The organism is Acinetobacter sp. ANC 3882, assembly GCF_022549545.1.
Classification (GTDB): domain Bacteria; phylum Pseudomonadota; class Gammaproteobacteria; order Pseudomonadales; family Moraxellaceae; genus Acinetobacter.
The window spans coordinates 26,243-52,632 of record NZ_JAKZGB010000010.1; the positions used below are offsets into that span (position 1 = coordinate 26,243).

At 39.1% G+C, this 26,390-nt stretch carries 29 protein-coding genes and 1 tRNA gene; 8 read left to right on the forward strand and 22 right to left on the reverse strand.

Annotated elements, in window-relative coordinates; translation table 11 throughout:
- Positions 1–19: 19 nt before the first annotated feature.
- Entirely contained in the window at positions 20–493 is a 474-nt protein-coding gene (locus MMO42_RS15660; RefSeq protein ID WP_241321232.1) for a DUF3465 domain-containing protein, read from the forward strand.
- 40 nt (positions 494–533) lie between these two features.
- On the opposite strand, the gene MMO42_RS15665 is transcribed toward MMO42_RS15660, so the two are convergent.
- The 8 genes from MMO42_RS15665 to MMO42_RS15700 form a co-directional block, all read right to left on the reverse strand.
- The gene (locus tag MMO42_RS15665) at positions 534–986 is read right to left on the reverse strand and encodes an Mpo1-like protein (RefSeq protein WP_005294930.1); all 453 of its coding nucleotides are present in this window, start codon (positions 984–986) and stop codon (positions 534–536) included.
- A 139-nt stretch (positions 987–1,125) separates the two neighbouring features.
- A complete protein-coding gene (locus MMO42_RS15670) occupies positions 1,126–1,737 on the reverse strand; it encodes a septal ring lytic transglycosylase RlpA family protein (protein WP_005187649.1) in 612 nt (203 codons plus the stop codon).
- 287 nt (positions 1,738–2,024) lie between these two features.
- Positions 2,025–3,026: a lytic murein transglycosylase B gene (gene mltB / locus MMO42_RS15675; RefSeq protein ID WP_241321233.1), complete on the reverse strand. Its 1,002-nt coding sequence runs from the start codon at positions 3,024–3,026 to the stop codon at positions 2,025–2,027.
- A 19-nt stretch (positions 3,027–3,045) separates the two neighbouring features.
- Positions 3,046–4,188 carry a rod shape-determining protein RodA gene (gene rodA, locus MMO42_RS15680; RefSeq protein WP_005153833.1) on the reverse strand — a complete coding sequence of 381 codons (1,143 nt, stop codon included), beginning with the start codon at positions 4,186–4,188 and terminating at the stop codon, positions 3,046–3,048.
- Between the two features lie 154 nt (positions 4,189–4,342).
- Positions 4,343–5,002: a hypothetical protein gene (locus MMO42_RS15685; RefSeq protein ID WP_241321234.1), complete on the reverse strand. Its 660-nt coding sequence runs from the start codon at positions 5,000–5,002 to the stop codon at positions 4,343–4,345.
- A gap of 33 nt (positions 5,003–5,035) precedes the next feature.
- Entirely contained in the window at positions 5,036–5,851 is an 816-nt protein-coding gene (gene queF / locus MMO42_RS15690) for an NADPH-dependent 7-cyano-7-deazaguanine reductase QueF (RefSeq protein WP_241321235.1), read from the reverse strand.
- Positions 5,848–6,621: an ABC transporter permease gene (locus MMO42_RS15695; RefSeq protein WP_241321236.1), complete on the reverse strand. Its 774-nt coding sequence runs from the start codon at positions 6,619–6,621 to the stop codon at positions 5,848–5,850. Before MMO42_RS15695 ends, queF begins: the two co-directional genes overlap by 4 nt.
- Positions 6,618–7,553, reverse strand: coding sequence for an ABC transporter ATP-binding protein (locus MMO42_RS15700; RefSeq protein ID WP_005294913.1), 936 nt, complete (start codon positions 7,551–7,553; stop codon positions 6,618–6,620). Before MMO42_RS15700 ends, MMO42_RS15695 begins: the two co-directional genes overlap by 4 nt.
- 273 nt (positions 7,554–7,826) lie before the next feature.
- Between MMO42_RS15700 and MMO42_RS15705 the strand changes: the two genes are divergently transcribed.
- Positions 7,827–7,902, forward strand: a tRNA-Arg gene (locus MMO42_RS15705).
- Between the two features lie 377 nt (positions 7,903–8,279).
- On the opposite strand, the gene MMO42_RS15710 is transcribed toward MMO42_RS15705, so the two are convergent.
- From MMO42_RS15710 to MMO42_RS15725, 4 genes are all read right to left on the reverse strand, one after another.
- On the reverse strand, positions 8,280–9,587 hold the full coding sequence (locus MMO42_RS15710) for a beta-lactamase family protein (protein ID WP_241321237.1): 1,308 nt from the start codon (positions 9,585–9,587) through the stop codon (positions 8,280–8,282).
- 8 nt (positions 9,588–9,595) lie between these two features.
- The gene (locus MMO42_RS15715) at positions 9,596–10,045 is read right to left on the reverse strand and encodes a GNAT family N-acetyltransferase (protein WP_241321238.1); all 450 of its coding nucleotides are present in this window, start codon (positions 10,043–10,045) and stop codon (positions 9,596–9,598) included.
- Positions 10,046–10,322: 277 nt separating this feature from the next.
- On the reverse strand, positions 10,323–10,904 hold the full coding sequence (locus tag MMO42_RS15720; protein WP_241321239.1) for a hypothetical protein: 582 nt from the start codon (positions 10,902–10,904) through the stop codon (positions 10,323–10,325).
- A 139-nt stretch (positions 10,905–11,043) separates the two neighbouring features.
- Positions 11,044–11,736: a DUF3820 family protein gene (locus MMO42_RS15725; RefSeq protein WP_241321240.1), complete on the reverse strand. Its 693-nt coding sequence runs from the start codon at positions 11,734–11,736 to the stop codon at positions 11,044–11,046.
- Between the two features lie 245 nt (positions 11,737–11,981).
- Here MMO42_RS15725 and MMO42_RS15730 point away from each other — a divergent pair, with 245 nt between their 5' ends.
- Positions 11,982–13,229: an alpha/beta fold hydrolase gene (locus MMO42_RS15730; RefSeq protein ID WP_241321241.1), complete on the forward strand. Its 1,248-nt coding sequence runs from the start codon at positions 11,982–11,984 to the stop codon at positions 13,227–13,229.
- A gap of 26 nt (positions 13,230–13,255) precedes the next feature.
- Here the strand turns inward: MMO42_RS15730 and MMO42_RS15735 are convergent, their stop codons facing one another.
- Positions 13,256–13,855 carry a hypothetical protein gene (locus MMO42_RS15735; protein WP_241321242.1) on the reverse strand — a complete coding sequence of 200 codons (600 nt, stop codon included), beginning with the start codon at positions 13,853–13,855 and terminating at the stop codon, positions 13,256–13,258.
- A 304-nt stretch (positions 13,856–14,159) separates the two neighbouring features.
- Between MMO42_RS15735 and glyA the strand changes: the two genes are divergently transcribed.
- Positions 14,160–15,413, forward strand: coding sequence for a serine hydroxymethyltransferase (glyA, locus tag MMO42_RS15740; protein ID WP_005294902.1), 1,254 nt, complete (start codon positions 14,160–14,162; stop codon positions 15,411–15,413).
- Between the two features lie 174 nt (positions 15,414–15,587).
- Here glyA and MMO42_RS15745 read toward each other — a convergent pair whose 3' ends face one another.
- Entirely contained in the window at positions 15,588–16,016 is a 429-nt protein-coding gene (locus tag MMO42_RS15745; protein ID WP_241321243.1) for a hypothetical protein, read from the reverse strand.
- A gap of 236 nt (positions 16,017–16,252) precedes the next feature.
- On the reverse strand, positions 16,253–16,720 hold the full coding sequence (gene yiaA / locus MMO42_RS15750) for an inner membrane protein YiaA (protein WP_241321244.1): 468 nt from the start codon (positions 16,718–16,720) through the stop codon (positions 16,253–16,255).
- A 248-nt stretch (positions 16,721–16,968) separates the two neighbouring features.
- Here yiaA and prfA point away from each other — a divergent pair, with 248 nt between their 5' ends.
- Positions 16,969–18,057, forward strand: coding sequence for a peptide chain release factor 1 (gene prfA / locus MMO42_RS15755; protein WP_241321245.1), 1,089 nt, complete (start codon positions 16,969–16,971; stop codon positions 18,055–18,057).
- Entirely contained in the window at positions 18,057–18,872 is an 816-nt protein-coding gene (gene prmC / locus MMO42_RS15760) for a peptide chain release factor N(5)-glutamine methyltransferase (RefSeq protein ID WP_241321246.1), read from the forward strand. The genes prfA and prmC overlap by 1 nt, the downstream gene beginning before the upstream one ends.
- On the opposite strand, the gene MMO42_RS15765 is transcribed toward prmC, so the two are convergent.
- The 5 genes from MMO42_RS15765 to MMO42_RS15780 form a co-directional block, all read right to left on the reverse strand.
- On the reverse strand, positions 18,869–19,714 hold the full coding sequence (locus MMO42_RS15765) for an ABC transporter permease (protein WP_241321247.1): 846 nt from the start codon (positions 19,712–19,714) through the stop codon (positions 18,869–18,871). The two genes, prmC and MMO42_RS15765, sit on opposite strands and share 4 nt — an antisense overlap.
- Before the next feature lie 3 nt (positions 19,715–19,717).
- A complete protein-coding gene (locus tag MMO42_RS15770; RefSeq protein WP_241321248.1) occupies positions 19,718–20,692 on the reverse strand; it encodes an aliphatic sulfonate ABC transporter substrate-binding protein in 975 nt (324 codons plus the stop codon).
- A 187-nt stretch (positions 20,693–20,879) separates the two neighbouring features.
- Positions 20,880–21,512: an FMN-binding negative transcriptional regulator gene (locus MMO42_RS15775; protein ID WP_241321249.1), complete on the reverse strand. Its 633-nt coding sequence runs from the start codon at positions 21,510–21,512 to the stop codon at positions 20,880–20,882.
- 237 nt (positions 21,513–21,749) lie between these two features.
- Entirely contained in the window at positions 21,750–21,884 is a 135-nt protein-coding gene (locus tag MMO42_RS18220; protein ID WP_277603360.1) for a hypothetical protein, read from the reverse strand.
- A gap of 67 nt (positions 21,885–21,951) precedes the next feature.
- Positions 21,952–23,004, reverse strand: coding sequence for an AraC family transcriptional regulator (locus tag MMO42_RS15780; RefSeq protein WP_241321284.1), 1,053 nt, complete (start codon positions 23,002–23,004; stop codon positions 21,952–21,954).
- 143 nt (positions 23,005–23,147) lie between these two features.
- On the opposite strand from MMO42_RS15780, the gene MMO42_RS15785 reads away from it, so the two are divergent.
- Both MMO42_RS15785 and MMO42_RS15790 read left to right on the forward strand, forming a co-directional pair.
- Positions 23,148–23,918 carry an SDR family NAD(P)-dependent oxidoreductase gene (locus MMO42_RS15785; protein ID WP_241321250.1) on the forward strand — a complete coding sequence of 257 codons (771 nt, stop codon included), beginning with the start codon at positions 23,148–23,150 and terminating at the stop codon, positions 23,916–23,918.
- Positions 23,919–24,105: 187 nt separating this feature from the next.
- The gene (locus tag MMO42_RS15790) at positions 24,106–24,678 is read left to right on the forward strand and encodes a hypothetical protein (RefSeq protein WP_241321251.1); all 573 of its coding nucleotides are present in this window, start codon (positions 24,106–24,108) and stop codon (positions 24,676–24,678) included.
- A 38-nt stretch (positions 24,679–24,716) separates the two neighbouring features.
- Here MMO42_RS15790 and MMO42_RS15795 read toward each other — a convergent pair whose 3' ends face one another.
- The gene (locus tag MMO42_RS15795) at positions 24,717–25,292 is read right to left on the reverse strand and encodes a flavin reductase family protein (RefSeq protein WP_241321252.1); all 576 of its coding nucleotides are present in this window, start codon (positions 25,290–25,292) and stop codon (positions 24,717–24,719) included.
- A 56-nt stretch (positions 25,293–25,348) separates the two neighbouring features.
- Positions 25,349–26,368 carry an AraC family transcriptional regulator gene (locus MMO42_RS15800; protein WP_241321253.1) on the reverse strand — a complete coding sequence of 340 codons (1,020 nt, stop codon included), beginning with the start codon at positions 26,366–26,368 and terminating at the stop codon, positions 25,349–25,351.
- Positions 26,369–26,390: the final 22 nt, after the last annotated feature.

Here is a 26,390-nt window from a genome sequence, read left to right on the forward strand (position 1 = left end):
GACTAAATAATAGGTAAGTATGAAAAATCAAAAAAATAATCTGATGATTGTTGCTATCGTCTTGCTGGTTGCTGCTTATTTAGGTTTTGATTTTAAGCAAAAACAAAATACAAGCAGTAATTCTCAAACGTCGAATACGAGTCGCAGTGTAGCTGTTGATGATCAACATAAGATCATGCAAGCTTATCAACAACAACGCAGTAATGTGCAAGTCCAAGCGCAAGGTGTTGTGAAAGCAATTTTGCCGGATGACAATGAAGGCTCAAGACACCAGAAAATGATTCTTAAACTAGAGAATGGTTTAACCGTTCTGATTGCACACAATATCGATTTGGCACCAAGAATTGAGGGGCTTAAAAAAGGCGAGACCGTTGAGTTTTATGGTGAATATGAATACAGCCAAAAGGGCGGTGTCATTCATTGGACTCATCATGATCCGCGTGGAAAACATATTGATGGGTGGCTCAAATATAAAGGGAAAATGTATCAATAACATTTCCCCTTGGTCAGTTACTTGCATGATATGCGCTAAATTAGCCTGTAATCGCCAATTTTTGACGAATTTTCCATTTAGGTAGGACTTTAGCCAAATAAGCGTCCATGCACCATACAGGGCCAATTAGGAGGAATTGTAGATCTTTAAAGAAAGAAGGTTTCTTGCCTTCAACTTTATGCCCATAAAATTGCCCAATCCACGCAATCACAAAAACACCGATATAAAATCCAACGCCTACTGGCAAGATCACAATTAACCACGCCATTACTGCTAATAACGCTGCCATCGCCACGGCTAAAACAATATCTAAACGGGCATAAAAGACAAGGGTTAATACTAGAAGCAATGCAGTCAGCAAGGTACTAAAGTGAGCCAGAATACCGATAATTGAAAAAAGGATAGCTGGGACGCAGACCCAATGGATTTTTTTATTGGTTTGGTTCTGGTGACTGTCACTATATTCATCAAACCATTCATCAATCGATTTCACATTGCTCTCCTTGCGATATTCATTTTTCTTGCTTCAATATACCGAAGAAAAGAATAGGGCGTAAAGGATTAAAAACTGGAACCGACAAAAATAAAAAAAGCCGCACTAGGCGACTTTTTTGAGTGTGACGTCTTAACGATTAAGAGTTAGGACCATCAACACGTTCAATGCTCACGTTACCTGTACCTGAGTTAGACATACCCAGTTGCTTTGCAGCACCATAAGATAAGTCTAGAACACGGTTACCATGGAATGGACCACGATCATTAACTTTTACAACAACACTTTTACCATTGTCTTTGTTTGTCACACGGATATAACAGTTCAAAGGAAGGCTACGGTGTGCAGCAGTCATAGCATTCATATCGAATGTTTCACCGCTTGCTGTTTTGCGACCATGGAATTGACGACCATACCACGATGCAACGCCATTTTGGCTGAATTTACGAACGGTGTTCGAAGCAACAGTATTCAGTTTTTCAATCACTGAAGGCTCTTCTGCTGGGATATCGATCTTCGCAGCGATCGTTTGGCGACGTACTTTGTCACCAGAACTCTCAGTGATTGAAAGACTATTAACGTTTGAAAAACGAGAATTAAAATTTTGAGAATCTTTGCTTAGTACGCGGGCAGCCAAATTAGAACCTTCCACATCATTGGTTAATGATGAAGACTGTACCATTTCAGCATGTAACGGGCTTAAACTTAAGCCTGCCGTCAGCGCTAGAATATATTTTAGCGAAAACTGCATTGTATAAACTCCTAGAGAACATGCTTTTCTATTTCAATAAAACCTTGAAATATAGTGCACATGTCTAATTATTCACTTTTGCAATTACTTTTAACTTGGGGCGATAATATTCATCGCTTACGAAGTGTGTCTAGTCTTTAACGATAAATAGTTACAAAAAGGGCAAAAACTTACAGTTTCAGGTTAAAAAATAATCAATATTGTAACAATTTATGAGTTTTGCTGAATATATGTACTTTTTAAATAAAAAATTTATTGACTTTTCATAATGTTGTAAAAAAGCTAGCCTATCGGCTAGCCACTTCTGTACCCAATAACCATACAGCTGTCGCATACATGCGGCTTTTGTTGTAGGTCGTAATGACTTGGAAATTTGGATAAGTAATATAGTAAATTGGACCAAATTGATCTTGTAATTGAATGACATTGACTAAATCTAGGTCATCAATTTTTACCAATGGGTCAATTGGTGCCACTCCCAATTTTTTCAATTCACCATAAGGAACTGGCTGGGTCAAATCTTTCGCAATGATGCTATCTGGGTTATTACCTAAATAGCGAGCAAGGAAGCCAATTGGGCGATCACGTTCCCAACCATGTTGAGCTAAATAGTTAGCAATTGAACCAATGGCATCAGCTGCAGAGTTTCTTAAATCGATATGACCATTGCCATCATAGTCCACACCAAGTTTTTGAATATTACTTGGCATAAATTGAGGATAACCAATGGCACCCGCATATGAACCGACAATACTGTTGGTTGGATAACCTTCTTTATACGTCCACGAAATCAAAGCTGCTAATTCGTCACTAAAATAGTCAGCACGACGAGGGTAACCGAATGCAAGCGTTGCTAAGGCATCTCTAGTGATGAATGAACCTTTATTGGCGCCATAGCCAGTCTCTACGCCTAAAATGCCGAGAATCACAGATTTAGGGACACCATATTGCTGCTCAGCGCGATTCAGTACATCTTCATACTGACTTTTAAAACGTGCACCACGTTGAATGGTGCCTTCGACTAAAAACATCGAGCGATATTGATACCAAGGCTTGCTTTCACCAGGACGTGTCATGATGTTCAAGATATTGGGTAAATTGCGTGCACCGCTCATGGCTGCATCAATTTGCTCGCTGCTTAAGCCATAGGTCGTCATTGCTTTTTGTTTAAACGCAAAGTAATTAGGATGGTTATAAAATTCATTTGCTTGTGCCCAATTACTGCTCAAGAATAAACCAGCGCTTAAAGTTAAAAATTTAAAAGTTTTATTTAAAGTAGGAAGAAACATAAGTTTATAAAATTCCTCATTATCGATGTGTATGAATAGACATAACCAGTCCAAAAGTTGACATAAGAGTAATAATTGCAGTTCCACCATAACTCATGAACGGCAAAGGCACACCTACCACAGGTAAAATACCACTGACCATGCCTGCATTTACAAATACATAAACAAAAAATGACAAACCAAAGGCGCCTGCAACCAAACGACCATAGTTATGGAAGCTTTGTAGGCCAATTTGGAATGTTCTGAAAATAATTGCACAATAAAGTAGGATCAGTAGGGTGACACCAATCAAGCCAAATTCTTCCGAATAGGCGGCAATAATAAAGTCAGTATGACCTTCGGGTAAAAAGTGTAGATGGGATTGGGTTCCCTCTAAAAAGCCTTTACCTGAAAAACCGCCAGAGCCAATCGCTGTCTTAGATTGAATAATGTTCCAGCCTGTTCCTAGCGCATCCGCTTCTGGGTTAAATAAAGTTAAAACACGTTGACGTTGATAGTCGTGTAGTAAGAACTCCCATGCAATTGGAATAATAATCCCTGCAACGCCTGCTGCACCTGCGATCAATTTCCAAGAGAGGCCACTCAGGAAAAGTACAAAAATACCGCTCGCAAGTACCAGTAAGGAAGTACCTAAGTCAGGTTGTTCTGCAATGAGTAGAAAAGGCACCACAATCAGCATTAAGGATAGAATGACTTGAGAGAAGCTTGGTGGTAATGCCTTGCGTGACAGGAACCAAGCCACCATCATTGGCATACCGATTTTCATAAACTCACTGGGCTGCACACTACCAAAGCCTGGAATATCGATCCAACGCTGTGCACCCATACGAACTTCACCAAAAACCACAACAGCAAGCAGTGATAACACACCAAACACATAAAAGTAGGGTGAAAATGCCTGATAAACTTTGGGTGGAATCTGAGCCAAACTGAACATCACCACAAAACCAATTCCAAAGCTGATGGCTTGTTTGGTCACGAGTCCTACATCTTGTGCTGAAGCGCTGTATAAAACAGTCAAACCCAGTGTGGCATTGAGCACTAAAAATAGGCACAGCCAAGGATCAAGGTGTAGTTGTTGCCAACGAGAAGGGTGATTGGCTGTGCTTAAGCCATCCCGAGGTGCTTGACGTAAAAATTTGTATTGTGGGCTTGGAGACATGCGATTCTAAATCAGGTAAATCAACGCTTCGCGAATGCTAACATAAACGCTGATTTAGACAATGCAAATTTAGAAATTGTGACATTTATAAGGGATTAATTTGGCATAAAAAAAGCGACGATTTTGCAATCGTCGCTTTCGCATGAGATAAAACTTATTTTTGTACCAATAACTGATCGAAGTGCTTAGTAAATACTTCGAGTTCAACTTGGCTCAAGCTCGGAATCAATTTCTTAATGACGATATGAACTGCTGTTTCAACGCCACTGGTTGCAACACTGGCAACGCCACGTTTGACCATACCTAGACCAAGGGTCTTGTTGTATTCAGTCATAAAGTGGTGAGTCAATGCATCAGCAAATGATTTGAACTGTTTTGTCAAAGCATCACGTTGTTCTTTACCATTTCCAGCTGCAACTTCAGCAAAGCTCTTTTTCATATCGTTTACAAGGCTGTCGGGTAACGCTGTACCAATACGTTGTTTACCTTCATTATCTATAAACAGGCTTTTTTCCATGAATGCTAATGATTCAAGTACTTGCTCGTTTGAAGCCTTGCCTAATAGTTGCTTCATTAAGGTTTCAACAATGCCGCGAATTTTAATCGCAAGTCCTTCGGTGGTATCTCGTTTGTCACTTGGTGGAAATTGTTGAACCAAGTGAACCAACATGGTGTCAATTAACTCATCAGTAAGCTGTAGAGAAATTTTGTCACGTAAAGGGTATTGTGGCTCTTTACTGTCACGATTGGCTTGTGCAAGTTGAATGTCCTGACTCAAACTTGCTGACGGAAGAATCCCGAAATAACTGGTCATTGAAGAACGTCCTCTATATCAAATTTATTCGTTTTATTGTCGTGCCAAGCGAATTGGCTCGGGCATCCATGACAAATCAGATACTCGGCACGGGTTAATATCCAAGCCCCCACGACGAGTATAAGTTGCATAGACCATCAGTTTTTCTGGTTTCAGCAGTTGCCAAATATCTGCAAATATTTGCTCAACACATTGTTCATGGAAACCATTATGCTGACGGTACGAGATAATATAAGCTAAAACGCTGCGATAACAAGGTTTTTTACCTTGTAAACGAATAAAAACCGTGCCCCAATCGGGTTGCCCAGTCACAGGACAATTACTTCTCAATAAATGCGAGTACAGCTCGATTTCAGCCTCATCTTCGACTGTTGCATCTAATTGCAACAAAGTTGAGTCAGGGTGCTCTGATAAACGCTCAGGAATTAGATCATCGATACAAATTCCTTGAGGTTTAGAAATCGCTAAATCATCGACTTGGAACAGTTGCAGTTCAACCTTTGCACCCGCAGCATTCGATAAATCACGTTCAACGGTTTCAACAAAGCTCTGCTGAGATTCAAATTGGGTGAAATTCATACCATTGAAATAGAGTTTAAGTGACTTCGATTCAATTAAGTTTGGCGAGCTGGCTGGTAGTGTTAAACGGCCAATCGCAACTTGTGGTAAACCAATTGAATTCAACCATGAAATTTCAAAAACATGCCACCAGTCTTTGCCCTGAGTAATCCCTTCAATATGTGCATATTGTTGACGAGATTCAGCACGGGCAATTGGAAATAAAACTTCTGGCTGATATTGGGTAGGGTATTGGGTATCTTTACCCAATAAAGAATGTTCAACACTCATTCACGCATTCCTGAACCACGAGCTAATAAATGATATGCAATTGCATAGAGGACAACACAGCACATGGTCACAATGCCAAGTGACAAAGAAACATTGACATCGCTATGACCTAAAATACCAAAACGGAAGGCATTGACCATATATACAATTGGGTTAACTAAAGAGACATTTTGCCAAAAAGGGCTGAGTGCACTGATAGCATAGAACACACCACCTAAATAGGTGAGTGGGGTCAATACGAAAGTCGGGATAATTGAAATATCATCGAATGACTTCGCATACACGGCATTAATAAAGCCACCCAGAGAAAATAATAATGACGTAATAATGACGGTATATATCGTCACAAATAAATTATAAATTTCTAAATGGGTAAAGAATAAGCTCATTATGGTCACAATTAAGCCAACCAGTACACCACGGCTCACACCACCAATTACGTAACCCCACAGGATTAAATGTAATGGCACGGGACTCATAATCAATTCTTCAATACTTTTCTGGAATTTTGCACTAAAGAAACTTGAAGAAACGTTGGCATAACTGTTGGTAATGACTGCCATCATGATCAAGCCTGGCACAATGAATTGCATATAGCTAAAGCCACCCATTTCGCCAATGCGTGAACCCACCAGATTCCCGAAGATCACAAAATACAAACTCATGGTAATGGCAGGTGGAAGCAAGGTTTGTGGCCAGATTCGCATAAAACGACGAATTTCTTTAATAACTAAAGTCCAAAGGGCAGTTTTTAATTGACTGAAGTTCATTCATTCGCTCCTGCAAGGTTTTTTTCGACCATTTTCACGAATAATTCTTCTAAGCGATTGGATTTATTACGCATACTGCTGACTTGGATATTCTGCGACTGTAATAACAAGAATAGGTCATTCATGCTATGCGCTTTATCCATTGTGACTTCCAATGTTACTGGGTCAATCAAATTAAATTTGAAACCAATGATATTCAGGTCAAATGAGTCGATTGGTTCAGCTAAATCACAAATAAATGATTCTTCATTCAGTTGATTGAGGAAACCTTTCATGGAGGTATCTTCTTTAATCACGCCACGGTCAATAATTGCAATACGACGACACAGCATTTCTGCTTCTTCTAGATAGTGTGTAGTCAAAATAATGGACGTACCGTTCTCATTCATTTCTGTCAGGAAGTCCCACATCGAACGACGGAGTTCGATATCTACGCCTGCAGTCGGTTCATCTAGAATCAGCAACTTCGGTTCATGCATCATGGCACGGGCAATCATTAAACGGCGTTTCATACCACCAGAAAGCATGCGTGATTGAATATTACGTTTTTCCCATAAACCTAATTTTTCTAGATAATGCTCAGCACGTTGCTCAGCCAGTTTTTTGGGAATGCCGTAATAACCCGCTTGAGTTACTAGAATATCGAAAGTTTTTTCGAATTGACCAAAGTTAAATTCTTGAGGAACAACGCCAAGACATTGTTTTGCATGTGAAGGATGGGTATCTAAGTTATGCCCAAAAATTTCAACTGAACCAGATGTTTTTTTGGTTAAAGAGCTAATGATACTGATCGTGGTTGATTTGCCTGCACCATTAGGTCCTAACAATGCATAGAATTCGCCTTCAGGAACGGTAAGGTCAATCCCTTTTAACGCCTGAAAACCATTACGATAGGTTTTGGACAAATCGCTCAACACCAAAGCATCAGTCATAAACGTCTCACGTTGTTAAATAGAACGCGTATTTTGAGCGATATGAAAAAATAAACCAAGTAGAAAAATAGGTTTATGGCGTGTTAAAAACAGAACGTTGAATCTTCAGCTGTCTTTTAAAGTCAGCAACTCAACTTTTCTACGATTATTCTGTTCAAAAGTAATTAGATAGTTTTATAGGATGAAAATTGTTGTTTTAATAGACAAGAAACATTTTTGTTTGCTGAGATGTATTTACCTATATGTGTTTTTTGCCTATGATGTGGCTCGCATGCGCTCATAGCTCAACTGGATAGAGTACAGGTCTCCGAAGCCTGTGGCGTGGGTTCGAGTCCCGCTGAGCGCACCAGAACTATTATCATTGTTTCTCATAACATCTCAAAACCATTGCAATACAACAATTCTTTTTTTAATTTATTATCAAGTCCTCTCTCGCTTTCTCATTGGTTACCGCATTCAATGCGGTATAACTTGCGGTAAGCTTTAAATTACTCAAAAAAGTTACCGTAGAAATGCCCTAACAACTTACTTTTCTTAACCAATAACGTAATTAAATTCACATTAAAACAATCAGATAGCTGATTTACTTAATTTAAAGGAAGTAAATCATTGATTGGTGGTCTGCATTTTTTGGGAAGTTAGATTTAAAAAAATTACCTAAGACTAAGATGTAGAAATATGGAGAGATGATTAGAATTTAAACGCCTTTATTCTCTCTTATAAAGTTTACTCTTCAATATAAATAAAAATGGAATGAAGACTCATTCTAGTCATGTTAAAACTTGAATATAGCGTCAGTACCTTAGTTTTAAATTTGATTTTATAAACACGGTCTAAATGATCACCATTGGGTTGATCATGAATTAAATAGAGTTGTTTTATTACTTTTACTTTGATGATTGTTTGTAGCAAATCTATTAAGGCATGTAGTGTGATATTGGTTTCTACTTTTTCAATTTTTTTTTGATTTGTGATGAGATGTAGCTCATTTACTAATGCTGATGTTAGTGAGGGATATTCATCGAAAATTATTTCATCCTTATTCTGCTTAAAAGAGGGGGCGAATCGCTCCGCTATACCCTTTAATATGTTTCCTACATTTGCATGACTTGCATTTGCTAATACTACGAAGGTAATTCCCTCATGATCATAACGAAGCAGTGCTGTTCGAAACCCTTGCCATGAACCTTCATGACCAATCAATAACGTGTTTTCTTGAGTGTGGTTTAAGTCCCAACCAAAACCATAGGGGTAGCATTGACCATTAATCAACTCTACAGGACTTAAGATTTGTTCCCAAGAATCTTTAGATAGAAGAGCTCTAGTGGCTACAATACGATCCCATTTTAAGTAGTCTTCCAAAGATAAATAGAGTGAACCTTCTGCTAGGGTATTGGCAGATTTAGAAACCCATGGTTGATTTTTTAATTCTCCATGAAGATATTCATAACCTGCTGATCGGTGTAAAACAATATCAGCATCACTGATTATACGAGCGCTGTTCATACCTGCTGGAATAAAAACACGTTCTTTTAAGATATCCCCATAGTGTTTTTCTGCAACTTTATTCAGGATAAAGCCCAAGGTTGAATAGCCTGAATTACTATATGACCAGCGTTCACCGGGCAAAAACTCCATTGTTGCTGCATAGTATTGATCTAGATATTCATCATCAGTAAATTCTTGTTGTGTATCTATCTCAACTGCACCCATACCAGATGTATGGGTAAGTAAATGTCGAATCGTAATTGCTTGCCAGTTGTGAGGAGCTGAAGGCAGATAGGATGTGATTGATTGATCAAGCATGATCTTTTTATCTTCAACGAGCAACATCACCGCCATAGCAGTAAACATTTTTCCAATAGAGGCAGATTGAAAAACGGTTTTTATTGTGACAGGGATATGATGTTCAATATTGGCTGAACCATATCCTTGTAAATGCAATGGCTGTCCATTGTGAAAGATACCAATGGCAATCCCAGGTATTTGTTGCTGGATCAATTCAGCATGAATGAAATCATCAACTTTTTTCATGCCTTTAGTTAAAACCTGAGTTGATAATAATATTCATCTTTTAGGACTTTGCCCGTGAAGGTAAAGCCGAAAGATACATATAGTTTTTTGGCAATGATATTGTGATCATCAATCATAATATTTACCGTTTCAATTCCTTCACGCGTGAAAAACTCTAAGATAGATGCAAAAGCTTTTCGACCATATCCTTTACCTAGAAATTTATGGTCAATCATAAAACGACATACTTCTATTTCAGTTGCACAAGATGGAAATTGCTTATACATAAGAAAGCCAATTAAAGTTTCATTATCATATAAAGCTTTAGGTTTACATTCTGGATAAAATTTAGATTCAGTAAGAGAAATTGCATTACAGCATATAAAATCTTCAAAGATTGTTCCCACGCCATCTTTATTGCTGGTTAATTCACAGACATCGAAGCAATTGTCTTTATCAACTTCGCGTATTTCGATCATAAAATTTACTTTCTGTTAAAGATGTTAAGAACATTCGCTTTGATATGTTCATTCAATAAAAGATAAATATAGCATGCTTTTTGCTTGTTATAAGTCACTTATCACATAACTTTGATAAACCATGATGATATTGTATTGCTATTCTTACAGTATTTAAATTCTCATAAGCGTGAAGCGATAATTTAACGAGATGTGTTTGTACTTAGCAAAATTATATTTTATTCCAGCTCAATTTTATAAAAAAATAGTTCAACATTTATTTAGCAGTGAGTTTTCCTTATAAATGCTGCACTGAATAATTGATTAATTTCAGCGTTTGGTTCAATTGGCTTGGCGGAATTCGTGATTCTTGTAATGAAGTAATCCATTGCATTTGACAGGCTTTAAGTTGTTGTAGCGAGCTAATCGATTGAATCTTTTGTACTAAAGGGCGAGCCATTAGACCACAATACGTGGTGAGTGTTTGAATCATCACTTGTTGAATTTCTACAAAAGGAAGTTTCTCTAGCTCAATGATTTCAGGCTCGATTTGCACTTCAGGATTAATAGATATTGGTGCAAAGGCTGCAGTTTCTTGTACAGCAGCAGGTGTTGATGCAGTTTTGGAATCATTATTTTTTTGTTCTGGCTCTATACTTTCTTTACTAAGGATAGGCGTTACTTGTTTTGCTAACAATCCCATATCAATCAGTTGCTGAACCAACTCCGTGGGTGCAATCCTTTCCTTATAGTCTTGATCCAGTTCTTTGAAGTCTTCATGATCAATTAAAAGCAATAAACGACGTTGACGCGCAGTCAGTGCAATACTACGTTCTTGTAAGGCAGTTTGCCCCAGCTCTGTTTTAAAAAAATGTGACATCTCTTAATCTCCCCCAATCAAGATCTAGACGGAGATTAAGATAAGGTTAAAAAATGACAATTATGTTAACAAATTATTAAATATCATCGCCTTGTTTAAAGTAACTGGCAAATAACTTACAAACTGAGAACTTAATCCTTTATTTTACTAGTTTTGCTTCTAAGGCTTTGCGTAAATATGGGTCAAGATCATCCTGACGCATCAGCCATTGAATATAGTCAGCAGGGAGGTCTTGAATGGCTGTACCTTTGTGTTTGCCAAAGGTAATCGTTTTGGGAATACGCGCTTCTTCTGAAGCAATATAAAGTTGTTCAATATCTTGAATGTTAAGTTGATGGATGATGTGCATCAAGATATTCGCAGTCAGGATAATATCTGCATCTGCACGATGTGCACCTTTGAGCATTTCACGTGCTTTGTCACTGCCTTTTGAAATCAAGTAAATCAAGGCTGAAATGTTATGCGCTTCGGCATCTTCCCAAACACGACGTGCTAAAGCCAAGGTACAAATTGGTTTTAATTTGGAGGTGTCAACACCACAACGCGCAATAGCTGCAATATCGTAGTCAACATTATGTCCAATGATATAAGTGGTCTTAGAAGGAAGCTGAAACTCATTATAAAAAGGTTGATCAATGAGATCTGACTCTAAAATATGATGTACCGCCATTGCAGCGAAAGAGATGGGTTGCCCCACTTGATAAAGCTGATCAAAAATTTGTTTTTTATCGAGACTTAATTTTCCGTTTTCAATTTCAATTGGGGCATAAGCAATTTCAATTGGCAAACCATTTAGCGTATGTGTTTCAGTATCTAAGATGATTGCTTGCATAAAGTTGACCTAGCTTGAGTTGAGAGTTTGACTATCTTACAAGAAATCAACAGCAAGCTGTGTTGAATGAGATCGCATCAGTTTTATTTTTTTATAAATTTGGTCATAAGTTTGAATAAATAAGCAGCAAAATAAAAAAATACTTGAACAATTTGATATTAAGCGCATTCTTATGGAAGTAATTGCCTTAGTAAAAGAAATGCTAAGTATTAAAATGAAAATGATAAAAATCAGGGAAACATGACATGAATATGAAATTATTAACGGTTACATTGTTAAGTTCAAGCTTGTTGCTAACAGCTTGTGGTGATGGTGATGACGATATTTCTTTTGTACCGAAGCCAGGTATTCCAGAAAATAATATTAAGAATCCTGTGGTTGGTATTCCTGTTGCCTATACCAAGACTGACTTCAGTGCTGTTGCTGCTGAAAGCTCAGTAATGACTTATAAAATGTTGGGGCAGAATGGCAAAGAAACCATGGCAACGAGCCTGCTATTTGTGCCAGGTGGACCAGTACCAGTAGGTGGTTGGAAAATTGTTGTTTGGGCACATGGAACAACGGGTGTTGCTGATCAATGTGCGCCAAGCCGTAATGCAACCAATTTTGATATTCAGAGCATGATCAGTCAACTTTTGACAGCAGGTTATGTTGTGGTTGCGCCTGATTATGAAGGGTTGGGTGAACCAAGTGGGAGAGAGCTACACCCATTCTTGAACCTAAAAAGTGAAGCCTATTCTATTACCGATGCAGTAGTTGCTGCACGATCATACTTGATGGGACAAGGTAAGTTTGTATCACGTCAATGGATGACGGTCGGGCATTCTCAAGGTGGGCAAGCAGCATTGGGGGCAGCACAATATGAAAGTCGCGCCAAGCTTGATTATAAAGGCACGGTTGCTGTTGCACCTGCTTCTAATTTAGCTGCAATCTTAGTGAATGGTGAGAAAGCTGTGGAGAATGCGCCACTCGAGCAAAAAATTGCAATGTATGCGCAGTTGGATACATATACAGCACTGATCACAGCTGGGCTTAGAAATAGTACATCTGTTTTAACTTATCGAGATGTGTTTAAAGTTCCAACTGATGATATTGCAAGTAAAGCTGAAAGTTTATGTGCCGGAGGTAACCAGGGTTTAGGTCAAGCCTTTGTCCAAGGAATGGGGATTTATGCTGCAAGCCATAATAATAGTCTAGATGGTTATCCTAGAACGCAGACTAATTTTATGGGGCTTTCGGTGGTAAAAACGTTCTTAGAAACTGATTCTCAACCTGCGCAAGTAAAGTTGAATCAACCTGTAGTGATTTATCAAGGTGCAAAAGATACGACTGTTCCTAAAGATGCAACTGATGCATTAGTTGCTTTGGCGCAAAGTAAAGGTTCTAAACTACAGTATATGACTAATCCAAATTGGGATCATGGAACAGCATATTCAGATAATATCGTTAATATTGTGAATGATGTAAAAGCGGCCATGCCTGCAAATAATTAATTCACTGGGAATAATTTACGCTTAAATTATTCCCGAATTTTTCTTTCTAGATAAGCAATATCTGGGCATACTGTTCTGGTTGGCTTGTGTTCATAAAGCTTTGACCTAAAATCAATTTTTTCAGGTTCATTGAAACCGAAAGCTTTATAGATTTGCATACTTTCGTGGGCAGCTTTTTTGTATAACAGGCCAACTGAAACATACGCAAGTAAGGCTAAACCACCACTTATAAGAATAGAGGAGATCGCTTCTATAAATATTTCTCCATTAGATTCCCTGTTAAATAAAAAGAAAGCATTTACTAAAAGACTTATTATAAGAAATGCCAGTCCAATTGTTTTTTGCCGTCTTTTTAAACCTTCTAGAGTGAAGCCATGTTGAGGAAGCGAATAAATTAAATTTTGTTCTGGGTGATAGATTGCATAGACAGGGCTTATGTCAGTAAAGCTCTCTGCATTGATAACGGCATATAATTCATCGCCTTCTTGAAAAAAAATATGTTGAGCAACTCCCATAACCGTGTGTTGGTCAATCATAAAGCTGTATATTTTATAATGCTTATTTATTTTATATGCTAAGGCACGAGCATCAAAATCAAACAAATTTTCTATAAGTATCTGTGCCAATAGAGCTTGCTCTTGTTCTATCTGGGTTTCATAATTTCGATTTCTAATACAGTAAAAATCATATATCTGTAAATGCTGAATGTTCCCGTTAATCCGTATCATTCTATCTAGCTAATTAACTATAAAGCCCAATGATAAGCTTAAGAAAAAATCTTAATCAACTAAAAGCTAAATTTTGATAAATATAAGTAACTTTTATTGAGAAATGAATAAACTTCATTCTGCTTAATTACAAACTTCATGCTACAATATGTGCCAATCTTTAGCACGGCTTAAAAGCCCTAATTTATAGGACCCTCCGCTAATGTTTGCCAATATTTCTATTGCTGAATTTGATCCAGAATTAGCTCAAGCGATTGCTTCTGAAGGCGTACGCCAAGAAGCGCACATCGAGTTAATCGCATCTGAAAACTATTGCTCACCAGCTGTTATGGAAGCACAAGGATCAAAACTTACTAACAAATACGCAGAAGGCTATCCTGGCAAACGCTACTATGGCGGTTGTGAATATGTGGACGTGATTGAACAACTTGCGATTGACCGCGCTAAAGCGTTGTTCGGTGCAGACTATGCAAACGTTCAACCACATGCAGGTTCACAAGCAAACTCTGCGGTTTACTTAGCGCTTCTTAACCCAGGTGATACCGTTTTAGGTATGAGCTTGGCTCACGGTGGTCACTTGACTCACGGTGCTAAAGTAAGTTTCTCTGGTAAAACATATAACGCGATTCAGTATGGTTTAAATACTGAAACTGGCGAAATTGATTATGAAGAAGTAGAACGTTTAGCGTTGGAACACAAGCCACGTATGATCGTTGCTGGTTTCTCTGCATATAGCCAAATCGTTGATTGGCAGCGTTTCCGTGACATCGCAGACAAAGTAGGTGCGTACCTTTTTGTTGATATGGCGCATGTTGCTGGTTTGGTTGCTGCGGGTGTTTATCCTAACCCAGTTCAAATTGCAGACGTAACAACGACAACAACGCACAAAACACTTCGTGGTCCACGTTCAGGTTTAATCCTTGCTAAAGCAAATGAAGAAATCGAGAAGAAACTTCAATCCGCTGTATTCCCAGGCAACCAAGGTGGTCCTTTGATGCATGCAATTGCTGCTAAAGCAATCTGTTTCAAAGAAGCAATGTCTGATGAGTTCAAAACTTACCAACAACAAGTGGTGAAAAATGCTCAAGCTATGGCTGAAGTATTAATTTCACGTGGTTTTGATGTTGTTTCTGGTGGTACAGAAAACCATTTATTCCTATTGTCTTTGATCAAACAAGACGTAACGGGTAAAGAAGTTGATGCTTGGTTAGGCTCAGCACATATCACAGTAAACAAAAATGCGGTTCCAAATGACCCACGTTCTCCGTTTGTGACTTCTGGTATCCGTATTGGTACACCAGCTGTGACGACTCGCGGTTTCGGTGAGGCTGAAGTACGTGAACTTGCAGGTTGGATCGCTGATGTGATCGACAGCAAAGGTGATGAGAAAGTTATCGCTGACGTGAAAGCAAAAGTTGAAGCTGTTTGTGCAAAATTCCCAGTATATGCAAACTAATTTGTATATCTAAAAAAAGCGCCGTAAGGCGCTTTTTTTATTTTTGTGGATTTAAAATCTTTAAGCACTGTAACAAGGTTGGGAACGATCTTTAAGCTAAATAGGGGATTTAATAACTGAAAAATTGTCATAACCTGAAGATAATAAAAAAGCACCCGAAGGTGCTTTTTTGAATTAGTGATGACGATGCTTTCTTTTTTTCTTGTATTTTTTAGACTGGTAGTTGTCATAGTCACGGTCTTGACCTACTTTACGACCTAAAGCTGAACCACCTGCGGCACCAGCAGCAGCACCGATATAACCACCTGTTGTACCACCAAGGTTTTTACCCACAGTATAGCCACCAACACCACCTAAACCACCACCAATAGCAGCTTCAGTACGAGTACGTTTGCTACTTGCAGCAGCTGCACCACCAGCACCACCTAGGGCAGAGCCAATCATTGCGCCGTTATTACCACCGATCTCTTTACCCAGTGCAGTACCAACTACACTACCAAGCGCAGAAGTTGCAGCAACACGCGTTGCATTATCAGCATGAGCAGTAGTAACGAGTGATGAACTTGCAAAGATTGCAGCACATAACCAAGCATTTAATTTCATTTTTGACTCCGTGTCCGAAATAAAGCGGACCTCTTTCTAATGGCAGCAAATGTAACAAAGTTTGAGTATGAAAATATGGAGAAGCTTTCCTGAATTATTATTCTTTAGTGTCTGGATTGTAGTGTTTTGTTGCTAGTAAGAATGAACAATGAGAGATAAGTTCAATTAAACAATAAGATAGTTAATCGACGCACAAAAAAATGAAACCTTATTTTAAGGTTCCATTCATTTTTTAATTAATCTAATTGATCATCTTTTATCGATTGATCTTCGAGTTTTAGTTGTCGAGGATTCAGTTCAGTTTGCAGACGTAAATAATTTAAGTCACGAATATTCTTTTGCGTTGCGACTACACCAAATAGGCTTAATAGAAATGACATGATATAAAAGCCTTTCTCACTCATGGTCAGATCGGCATTCCATAAGCTAATCAATAAAAGAACGATACACACGGCCATCGAAGCCCAACATAAACCGTAATAAATAGCAGTGACTGGTATTTCTTCAAGTTGATCGCGGACAGTTTTCTGTAAAGAGGCTGCTGAGAAAAGTCCATAGAGCATGATCACAAAATAATAGCCTTTTTCATGCAGCGGCATATTGGCATTCCACAAACCAATCATAAAGCCTACAGCGCCAGCGAGTAAGGCGACCCAACTTGCTGCAATAAAGGCCGAGGTTGGGCGATTTATAAAATTATTCATAGATTATCCTATTGTTTTATCTTTCTATTTATCCTCCATTATTTATATATAAGCCGACCTAAGAGAACAAGTCGTAAAAACTAAAACTGAACAATTTGTGATGAAATGAGTATGGATGAGTAAGTTGGCTGGATTGTCTATGTCTTTTAATCGGTAGAGTCTGTAAACTATGCGCAATTTTTTGATTTTACTCGTGCTTCATTATTTTTTTGATCGCACTGAGTCTTTAGTTTTGAGATATTCCGCCCATGAAAGCATCACTCCGTTTAAGACTCGATCAACTTTGTGATCGTCACGAAGAGCTGACTGCATTACTCGCTGATGTAGAAGTGATTTCAGACAATAAACGTTTCCGTAAATTGTCTCGTGAACATAATGACCTAACTGAGATCACCGAGGTTTGGGGCAAATATCGTCAAGCTGAAGCTGATATCGAAACTGCTGAAATGATGAAGTCAGATCCTGATTTCAAAGATATGGCAGAAGAGGAAATCAAAGAAAACAAAGCGCTTTTGGTTGCACTGGAAGAGCAATTGAATGTGTTGATGATTCCAAAAGATCCCAATGATGCCAATTCAGCTTATCTTGAAGTCCGTGCTGGAACGGGTGGTGATGAAGCTGCGATCTTCTCGGGTGATTTATTCCGTATGTATAGTAAATATGCCGAAACACAAGGCTGGCGTATTGAAGTCCTTTCTGAAAATGAAGGTGAGCATGGCGGCTATAAAGAGATCATTTGTCGTATTGATGGTGAAGGTGTCTATGGTCGCCTGAAATTTGAGAGCGGCGCGCACCGTGTACAACGTGTTCCTGCGACAGAATCACAAGGCCGTGTACACACTTCAGCGTGTACCGTTGCAATTCTTCCAGAAGTCGATGTTGATACCACAGTTGAAATTAACCCTGCCGATTTGCGTATTGATACGTATCGTGCATCAGGTGCAGGTGGTCAGCACATTAACAAAACTGACTCTGCGGTACGTATTACCCATATTCCATCTGGTGTCGTAGTGGAATGTCAGGAAGAACGTTCACAGCATAAGAACAAAGCCAAAGCGATGGCTTTGCTAGTCTCTCGTTTAGAAAATGCGAAACGTGCGGCAGCTGATGCGGCAACCTCTGAAATGCGCCGTGACTTGGTTGGTTCAGGTGACCGTTCCGAGCGCATCCGCACTTATAACTATCCGCAAGGTCGTATGACTGATCATCGTATCAACCTGACTTTATATAAGCTAGATGCGGTTATGGAAGGTGATTTAACAGAATTACTGGATAGCTTACATCGTGAATATCAGGCGGATCAGTTGGCGATGCTTGCACAGGAAAATGGCGGCTAATGAATATTGCTCAAGCTTTAGAAATCAAAGGCGAAATTGATAGCTATGAACGTCAAGAGGCGGCATGGCTACTCGAGCATCTTTTAGGTGTGAATGCCTTGGAACTTAAATTTCGGCTTGAGCAAGAATTGACAGAAATACAGGAGCAGGCCTATTTAGATGGGCTGGCTCGTATTGAACATGGCGAACCTTTGGCCTATATCACGGGTTCACAACCTTTTTGGACGCTCGATTTAAAAGTCACACATGACACTTTAGTACCGCGCCCCGATACTGAAATACTGGTGGAAATGGTGCTGAAACTGCCGTTAAATCCTCAAGCCAATATTGTGGATTTAGGGACAGGAACGGGTGCAATTGCCTTGGCGCTTGCAAGTGAACGTCCACAGTGGCAAGTCACGGCAACGGATATTTATGCCCCAACTTTAGAAGTGGCTCAGGACAATGCTGTTCGGCATGGTCTTATGCAGGTCAAGTTTGCCTGTGGCGCTTGGTTTGAAGCTTTAGAGCGACAACAATTTGATTTGATTGTTTCTAATCCGCCATATATTGATCCTGACGATGTGCATATGCAAAAGCTCAAGTCGGAACCTGAGCGCGCATTGATTGCCGACAAGCAGGGCATGGCGGATATTGAAACCATTATCACCCAAGGGAAAGACTGGCTTAATTCACAGGGTTGGATTGTGCTTGAGCATGGTTATGACCAAGGTCAAGCAGTACGAGATATGTTTGAGCAACAAGGTTTTGGGCAAATTCAGACCATCAAGGATTATGGTAGTAATGATCGCGTGACTTTGGCTTGTTGGGCTTAAGTTTGTTTGTGAATGGTATCACGCCAGCGTAATAATCGATTTTCCAGCAATTTCATTAAACTGTCAGATACTTTGCCAAGCAAAGCCAATAGAATAATCGCAATGATCACAATATCTGGGCGTGAAGTTTCTCGTCCATCACTGAGTAAATAGCCAATCCCTTGTGTGGCCGCAATGAGTTCAGCCGCAATCATAAACATCCAAGAGAGACTTAAGCTATTACGTAAACCCGTCAGGATGCCTGAAGATGCAGCAGGTAACACAATCGATATCACCCGTTGCAATGCATTTAAATTGTAAACTTTTCCAACTTCTATGAGCTTCCGATCTACATTGTGTATGGCAGCAACTGTATTGGTATAGGTCGGAAAAAATGCACCAATTGCAATAAGCGTAATTTTAGACGATTCATCAATTCCTAGCCAAAGTAACAATAACGGAATCCAAGCAAGGCTTGGAATTGATTTGAGCGCCGAAAATGTTGGCTCTAAATAAGCTTCTACTTCTTTGCTTAAACCGACCCAAATTGCAAAAATTAAGCCCAAACCACTTCCCAGCGCAAAACCGACGAAAACCCGCCAAGTACTGATATAAATATGCTGCAGTAAATCACCTTGAGCCAACTCCCAAAAGGATTGCCACAAGCTACTCGGTGCTGGCAGTAAATAGGCTTCGATATAGCCATTTCTGACTAAAAACTCACAAAGTATTAACAACAGGATTGGCAGTAGCAGGGCTTTGAACCAAAGGCCGAGGTTTGGGTGAAAACGTTTTTTATTTGGCTGTGCGTTTTGCTGAGTTAGAAAACCTGTTAACTCAGCTTTGTTGCTTGAGTTGCTCATGGGTTATTTCACAGCTTTTTGAGCAAAACGTGGGTCTAGCAGTTGATCCACCACTTGATTGACATCAGTGCCTTTTCTGACCAAGTCTTCTTCGGTTAAGATTTTTCCTGAGCGTTTCAATGCCTGGGCATGCGTAGCCGAAGGAATGTTTTGTTCAAAGTTGGTACGGCTCAACTGTAATTGGGCAACTGGTAAAGGAAGTTTAGATTCACGCGCTAACAGTGCTGCGACTTTATCAGGATTGGCTTTGGCCCATTTTCGTGCTTGCTCATATGCTTTAATCACGGCGTCAACAGCTTCAGGACTTTGCTTGCCAAATTCTTCTTTGATACTCAAGACACTATAGCTATTAAATCCCACATTACGATAAAGCAGTTTAGCACCAGATTGAATTTGGGCCGCTGCCATTAACGGATCAAGCCCCGCCCAAGCATCAACTTGACCACGTTCCAAGGCAGTTTTTCCATCTGGGTGTTGTAAGTGTACTAATTGTACGTCGCGTTTACTGAGTCCGACGGTATCCAGTGCTTGTAAAGTGAAAAGAAAAGGATCTGTTCCTTTTGTCGCAGCAATTTTTTTCCCTTTAAGGTCTTTTAATGTCTTAATACTTGAGTTTTGAGAAACCACCAAGGCAGTCCATTCGGGTTGGCTTTGCACATAGACCGTTTTAATCGGGCTGCCATTGGCACGACTGAGTACAGCAGCCAGTCCAGCGGTCGAGGCAAAATCAATACTGTTACTATTCAGATATTCAAGCGAACGATTACTACCTTGGCTAAACACCCATTTGATTTGTGTGTTTGGCAGTGCTTTTTCTAAAAGTTTTTGATCTTTAACCACCAAACTTGTGGGGGCATAGTAAGCATAGTCAAGTTTAAGTGTTGTAGGAACAGCCGCAAAGGTTGATGAGACAAATACAAACCCCAACGCAGAACTCAGGATGATTTTAGATAAAGCAAGTTTTGATGTGAATGACATGATGTAAATAGAGCCGCATAAAAAAACAATAGGCAATCTTTACATGAGCGATCTAGGTTCCAAACCGAGTTATTTCGATTTATAAATCAGGATAGAAGATAAACACCAAACTAAATATAAGTCCTAATTTTATATGTGAAAAATATGCCACTTATCTAGTGAATCAAAAATGGCACATATCACAAGCCTAATCTTTAATATATTGCTGCACTGCTTTTGCCAAATTCTGATTTCCTTGTTTTTCAAGTCCATCGACAACGCCTAATGCATCCGCTTTTTCCCGATTTTGACTAAGTTTAAATTTGCCTATGATCTGAGTGATTGGAATTTCTATCCCAACAATAGCTTCAATTTTCTGTGCAATATAGGCGCTGGGTGCATCCGACATTTTCCATGGACTGGCTTGTTTTGCTTCATGGGTGCGTGTGAGTCTGGCCAAGATACCACGTAAAGATTTTTCATCATGCAGGAAATTTATTTTTCCTTTTACATGAACCACTTGGTAATTCCATGTCGGGACATCCTTATGGTGTTGCTGCTTGCTTGGATACCAATTGGGTGAAATATAACCTTGCTCGCCCTGAAAAATAATCAAAACTTCCGTGCCATTTTCTACTTGCGTATGTAGCATATTATTTTTTGCAATGTGAGCGACCAGTGTTGCTGTTTGGTTTTCCTCATCACGTAATAATTGAAAAGGCAGATGATTTGCATCTAAACCCGCATTATTCTGAGTGATCAAGCTTGCAAAGGGGAAATCTTGAATGAGCTGATATAGTTTTTCAAGATCTGTTTCTTCAAATATTTCAGGAGTATACATTTGTCGTAATCCTTGAGAAGCACAGGGGGAAATCCACATTTATTTTCAATGCTGTATGCAAATATACACAGATCATGGAAACTAAAGTCAGCATACGTTGATTGAAACCATCTGTCTTTGCTTATTCAATACCAATAACTCCAAATCTATATCATTTTTTCTGTTGTTGTTTTAAGAGGAGATTGCCAAAAACCGAAGGATTTCTTTTTTTACCATGTTCGGTTGTACCCAAAGCCTCTAGTACCCACAGTCATCAAGTTCGATCACCTTTGGATTTGGAATCAAAGCTTTATAAGGTGTAGCCAAGTGTCGCCCTGAATTCGGATCATTCTTCCCATTGATGAGTAACATCGGAATTGTGCTGTTGGTCATTGCGTTTAACAGTCGATCACGATGTTTAAATCGTGCAAAAATGGATTTAAACTAACCATACATTTTTTTATAACGCGCTGTGGATCGTTCGCTTAAGTGTTTTTGCACGATAAGCACCTGGGCTCACGCCTGTCCATTTTTTAAAAGCACGATGGAACGCGCTCGGATCATGGAAATGCAGATCGTCACTAATCGTTTGAATCGAATCATTGCTTTTACTCAGTCGTTCGATGGCAATATCACAGCGAATATCATTTTTCAGTTGCTGATAACTGACACCTTCTTGTTTTAAACGCCGTTGAATGGTTGCAGTCGACATATTTAACTGTTGAGCTATTTCTTTCAGTTCATCCCAGTGTGAGGGAGGTTGTAAAAGTAATTGCCGACGAATTTGCAAGCTCAAAGAGTTTTCATTTTTAAAACGGACAATCAGGTTATAAGGTGTATTTCTTAGAAAATCATTGAGGGCATGTTTGTCTTTCTTGATTTTATGTTTAAGGTAATGGGCATCAAATTCGATCTGATTTTGTTCTGCATTGAAGTGAATATTTTCACAAAAACGCACCCGATAATCCTGTATTTCTACAGGAGGATGGCATCTAAAGGTCATTTTATGAAAACTAATGCGTTGATCACTCAACCAGCACATTAAACTATGCACTAACATTAAATAGGTTGAATAGGTAAACATCCGCTTTGGTTGTTCACGATCATGCAAGATCAGATAAGCTTTGGAACCTTGTTGCACTAGTTCACCGCGGATGTCATCGAGAACCAAACTTAAAAATTTTAAAATCTCTTGAATTGCTTGCTCTAAAGTTTCGGTACCAAATGCAAGTTTTGCTAATAATTTATAACTTCCCCGACGCATTGGATGACTATCCATACCCAAGAACTCATCATTCATGCTTTCAGCAAGTTCAACCCATAACTGCGCACATTGCGTAACAGGAACGCGCGCCTTGGTCGAAGTGAGCAACTCTGCAGAAATACCTGCACGATTTGCAATATTGACAATATTTAAACCGCGACTCGCAGCTACACTCAATGCTTCGCGGATTAAAGCATTTGAAATAGTATCTTTTGCCGAAGTAAGATCGAGGTTAAAGTTTTTGTTCATATACCAATGAAATACAGGAGAATAAATAGGCCGAATGCTCAAAAGCTGCATCAAATTTGCTACTTTTTGAAATTGTATCGGAAAAAAGTTGCCATTACGCTTAGTTATAAAAATTTATATCTTTAATTTGATAGGAAACGTAAATGAAAATTCAGGGAAAACATTTTGTTATTACAGGCGGTGGTTCAGGTTTGGGAGCTGCAACAGCTGAGTGCTTAGTTGCAAAGGGTGCTTCCGTCACTTTAGTGGATATGAATGTTGAAGCAGGAGAACAGCAGGCCCAAGCATTGGGTGCTCAAGCTGATTTTGTAAAACTTGATGTGACTGATGAACAAGCCGCAGAACAATTTTTTAAAGATGTTGTTGCTCAACATGGTGGTTTATACGGTTTAGTCAATTGTGCAGGGATTGGCCCATCGGCAAAAGTGGTTGGAAAAGATGCTGTGCATGATTTGGCAATGTTTTCTAAAACCTTGCATATCAATGTGACAGGTACATTTAACATGCTGCGTTTTGCAGCAGATGCCATGAGTAAAAATATCGTAGTAGAAGGTGATGAAGATCGTGGTGTGATTGTGAATACCGCTTCGGTTGCAGCTTTTGATGGTCAGATTGGGCAGGCTGCTTACTCTGCATCAAAAGGTGCTGTTGTCGCGATGACATTGCCAATTGCACGAGAACTGGCTCGTCATAATATCCGTGTTATGACCATTGCCCCAGGGATTATGGAAACACCCATGCTAAAAGGTTTGCCTCAAAACGTACAAGATGCATTGGGACAAATGGTACCTTATCCATCACGTTTAGGTCGCCCAGAAGAATTTGGTCGTTTGGTCGTTCATATTGCTGAAAACTCATATTTGAATGGTGAAGTAATCCGTTTGGATGGTGCAATTCGTATGGCAGCGAAATAAGTTCATTAGAATGCTCAGAACTGTATTTTAGTTAAACCGTTGTTGAGAAAGCTCCTCAACGGTTTTTTAAATTTTGACTTTGGCGTAGTTTGCTATTTGATATTGTTTCTAGATCAATTTCGTTTTAAGGTCGAGTAAGAACCTTGAAATTGATAATAAAAATGATTGAACAAAAAGGAATTGATCAATGAAATTTATCACTTGTTTATCTGTTGTTTCACTCTTGTTTTTATCGGGCTGTGTTGGGAGTATGAATCCAACAGGGGGAAACTCAAGACCGAACTATCCGTATTACATCACGCAACAACCGATGTTGGTCAAAAAGATCCATGTTCCAACTGGAACGACCTTGGTTTATGAAAAGCATCATTTCAAACAAGGTGAGCAAGCACAGATCATGTCTGAAAATAAATTGACGGATATTTTGCTGCCTAAAGATCAAACCATCAATTGGGGTGGTGTGCCTGTCACCATGATTTCTCAGTTTTTTAATTCATCTATGCGTGGCTATTCTGTATATGCCGACTTTAAAAAATTGGATGTAAATAAACGAACCAGATTTTCTCAGCTATGGCAAAGTTGTGATGATGATCTAGGGATTAGCATTAAAGATCGAAAGGATTGGTCATTTAATAAAGCCAATATTGCTGATGTTCAAAGTTGTAGTGTCCTTTATCAACGTTACTTTAAAAATGATAAAGAGCAGCAGCAGTTTTTAGATAGCATGTACAGTGAGCTGATGAAGATTAATGATGAATAAAAAGGCAAAGCTTATTTGGCCTTGCCTCATATCCAAGCCTATTTTGCTTTGACTTCTTCACCAATCAAATAGAATGTACCACCTGCAATGTAATGAAGACTGCGCAACTCTTTGTTGGTTTCTTGGAAGTGCCAGTGTCCATCGCGGAATACACGTGAATCGGCCCAAGCGCCAACCACTGAACCAATAAATAAATCATGGGTCTGTTGATTATGTGGCTCAGGAATCACCTTACAGATCAGCCAAGCCAGACTGCCTGCAACCAGTGGAATAGGAAAATCATCTTGATAAAATAGTTCAGTTTTACAATCTTGCAATTTGTTTGGCTGATCAAACTGACTGATCGTTCCCAGTTGATGCACCATATCAATCTGAGCATAGCAGGGTACTTGCAAAGCAAAATAGCCACTTTGCTCAACCAGTTGTCGGGTCTTGGTACTTTTATCCAACACCACCGTGACTTTAGCGGGTGTTAATTCTAAAGCACATGCCCAAGCAGCTGCCATGACATTGGTTTCTTGTTCATGCTGTGCAGAGACTAAAACGGTTGGACCATGATTGAGTAGACGATAAGCTTTGGAAAGCTCAACAGCAGTAATATCTTGTGTGTGCATACAACATCCGAAAGATTGATATATCAGATTATTGTTGCATAAACTTGTGCAAAGTTTTATTCAATTTCCCAGCGCTTAAAGGCACGATTAAAACTTGAAAGGGATGAATACCCCAGTTTTTTTGCAACTTCATCTTTGGTCATAAACGGGTTAAGTAGTAATTTTTTGGCTTTTTCTCTGCGAACTTCATCATATAGAGTTTGAAAGCTGATATTTTTTTCTTGTAGCATCCGCTGCAACGTTCTTTTAGTCAGATTGAGTCTTTGTGCGACTTGATCAATACTGAGTAAACCTTCTGTTTTATCGTCAATTAAATATTTAATACGTTGCAAAATGTCTTGTGTAGCAACCAATTCATCCATTTCTTTTTGGCACAGTAATTTAAACTTTTCTGCTGTGAGGGGATCGGCCATGCTGAGTGGTGCATCTAAGAAAGTTGCAGCGGCAATCAAGCGAGTATAAGGCTGTTGGTACCGTATTTCTGTAAAAGTTGAAGACAAAATGTCATTAAAGCGGACAAAGTAATCCGGACGTTGACATTGTAGATCCACACTTGGCTTGAAATCTGGAATAAAAAATCTGACCAAATGGACAAAGCCTGTTAAAAAGAAAATACAGCTAAACTCATAGGCTTGCGTATCTAAATCATCGTTAAAATTAAGCAGCGAACTGTCATAGGCAATACTGTAATAGGCGAGATCCGCTTCAACTTTAAAATTTAATTCGACGAACGAGCATTGCAAGCTTACAAATTGATTAATTGTTTCTATCGCTTCCAATGCATTTTTTGAAATGGCAACGGTAAAACCCAACAGACCATGAGAGCTAATTTTTAATTGTGTCCCTGCATAAAAACCAACACCTTGTTCTTGTGTCAGTTCAATGGTTCGGGCAATGACTTTTTTAAAGGAGTTGAGACTAATTTTATAATTCAAATCATGTAGTTGATCGATATCAACGCCTGTACCCCAAAATAATGTTTCAACAGAGACATTCCATTGTGAAACCACTTCACTAAGTAAGTGAGCATACGAGCTGCTAATAAAATGCTGATTATGAAGACGGGGAATACTCATAGTGTGAAGCAAATTCCATTTT

What these genes read in the sequence shown, in the direction of transcription:
- mltB (WP_241321233.1), bottom strand. Translation starts at nt 3,026, where the DNA reads ATGTTTCTTCCTACTTTAAATAAAACTTTTAAATTTTTAACTTTAAGC.
- MMO42_RS15670 (WP_005187649.1), bottom strand. Translation starts at nt 1,737, where the DNA reads ATGCAGTTTTCGCTAAAATATATTCTAGCGCTGACGGCAGGCTTAAGT.
- MMO42_RS15660 (WP_241321232.1), top strand. Translation starts at nt 20, where the DNA reads ATGAAAAATCAAAAAAATAATCTGATGATTGTTGCTATCGTCTTGCTG.
- MMO42_RS15715 (WP_241321238.1), bottom strand. Translation starts at nt 10,045, where the DNA reads ATGATCGAAATACGCGAAGTTGATAAAGACAATTGCTTCGATGTCTGT.
- rodA (WP_005153833.1), bottom strand. Translation starts at nt 4,188, where the DNA reads ATGTCTCCAAGCCCACAATACAAATTTTTACGTCAAGCACCTCGGGAT.
- MMO42_RS15730 (WP_241321241.1), top strand. Translation starts at nt 11,982, where the DNA reads ATGAATATGAAATTATTAACGGTTACATTGTTAAGTTCAAGCTTGTTG.
- MMO42_RS15700 (WP_005294913.1), bottom strand. Translation starts at nt 7,553, where the DNA reads ATGACTGATGCTTTGGTGTTGAGCGATTTGTCCAAAACCTATCGTAAT.
- MMO42_RS15800 (WP_241321253.1), bottom strand. Translation starts at nt 26,368, where the DNA reads ATGAGTATTCCCCGTCTTCATAATCAGCATTTTATTAGCAGCTCGTAT.
- MMO42_RS15795 (WP_241321252.1), bottom strand. Translation starts at nt 25,292, where the DNA reads ATGCACACACAAGATATTACTGCTGTTGAGCTTTCCAAAGCTTATCGT.
- MMO42_RS15695 (WP_241321236.1), bottom strand. Translation starts at nt 6,621, where the DNA reads ATGAACTTCAGTCAATTAAAAACTGCCCTTTGGACTTTAGTTATTAAA.
- MMO42_RS15685 (WP_241321234.1), bottom strand. Translation starts at nt 5,002, where the DNA reads ATGACCAGTTATTTCGGGATTCTTCCGTCAGCAAGTTTGAGTCAGGAC.
- prmC (WP_241321246.1), top strand. Translation starts at nt 18,057, where the DNA reads ATGAATATTGCTCAAGCTTTAGAAATCAAAGGCGAAATTGATAGCTAT.
- MMO42_RS15710 (WP_241321237.1), bottom strand. Translation starts at nt 9,587, where the DNA reads ATGAAAAAAGTTGATGATTTCATTCATGCTGAATTGATCCAGCAACAA.
- MMO42_RS15745 (WP_241321243.1), bottom strand. Translation starts at nt 16,016, where the DNA reads ATGAAATTAAATGCTTGGTTATGTGCTGCAATCTTTGCAAGTTCATCA.
- MMO42_RS15770 (WP_241321248.1), bottom strand. Translation starts at nt 20,692, where the DNA reads ATGTCATTCACATCAAAACTTGCTTTATCTAAAATCATCCTGAGTTCT.
- MMO42_RS18220 (WP_277603360.1), bottom strand. Translation starts at nt 21,884, where the DNA reads ATGACCAACAGCACAATTCCGATGTTACTCATCAATGGGAAGAATGAT.
- MMO42_RS15775 (WP_241321249.1), bottom strand. Translation starts at nt 21,512, where the DNA reads ATGTATACTCCTGAAATATTTGAAGAAACAGATCTTGAAAAACTATAT.
- queF (WP_241321235.1), bottom strand. Translation starts at nt 5,851, where the DNA reads ATGAGTGTTGAACATTCTTTATTGGGTAAAGATACCCAATACCCTACC.
- MMO42_RS15765 (WP_241321247.1), bottom strand. Translation starts at nt 19,714, where the DNA reads ATGAGCAACTCAAGCAACAAAGCTGAGTTAACAGGTTTTCTAACTCAG.
- yiaA (WP_241321244.1), bottom strand. Translation starts at nt 16,720, where the DNA reads ATGAATAATTTTATAAATCGCCCAACCTCGGCCTTTATTGCAGCAAGT.
- MMO42_RS15780 (WP_241321284.1), bottom strand. Translation starts at nt 23,004, where the DNA reads ATGAACAAAAACTTTAACCTCGATCTTACTTCGGCAAAAGATACTATT.
- MMO42_RS15785 (WP_241321250.1), top strand. Translation starts at nt 23,148, where the DNA reads ATGAAAATTCAGGGAAAACATTTTGTTATTACAGGCGGTGGTTCAGGT.
- glyA (WP_005294902.1), top strand. Translation starts at nt 14,160, where the DNA reads ATGTTTGCCAATATTTCTATTGCTGAATTTGATCCAGAATTAGCTCAA.
- MMO42_RS15790 (WP_241321251.1), top strand. Translation starts at nt 24,106, where the DNA reads ATGAAATTTATCACTTGTTTATCTGTTGTTTCACTCTTGTTTTTATCG.
- prfA (WP_241321245.1), top strand. Translation starts at nt 16,969, where the DNA reads ATGAAAGCATCACTCCGTTTAAGACTCGATCAACTTTGTGATCGTCAC.
- MMO42_RS15725 (WP_241321240.1), bottom strand. Translation starts at nt 11,736, where the DNA reads ATGCAAGCAATCATCTTAGATACTGAAACACATACGCTAAATGGTTTG.
- MMO42_RS15720 (WP_241321239.1), bottom strand. Translation starts at nt 10,904, where the DNA reads ATGTCACATTTTTTTAAAACAGAGCTGGGGCAAACTGCCTTACAAGAA.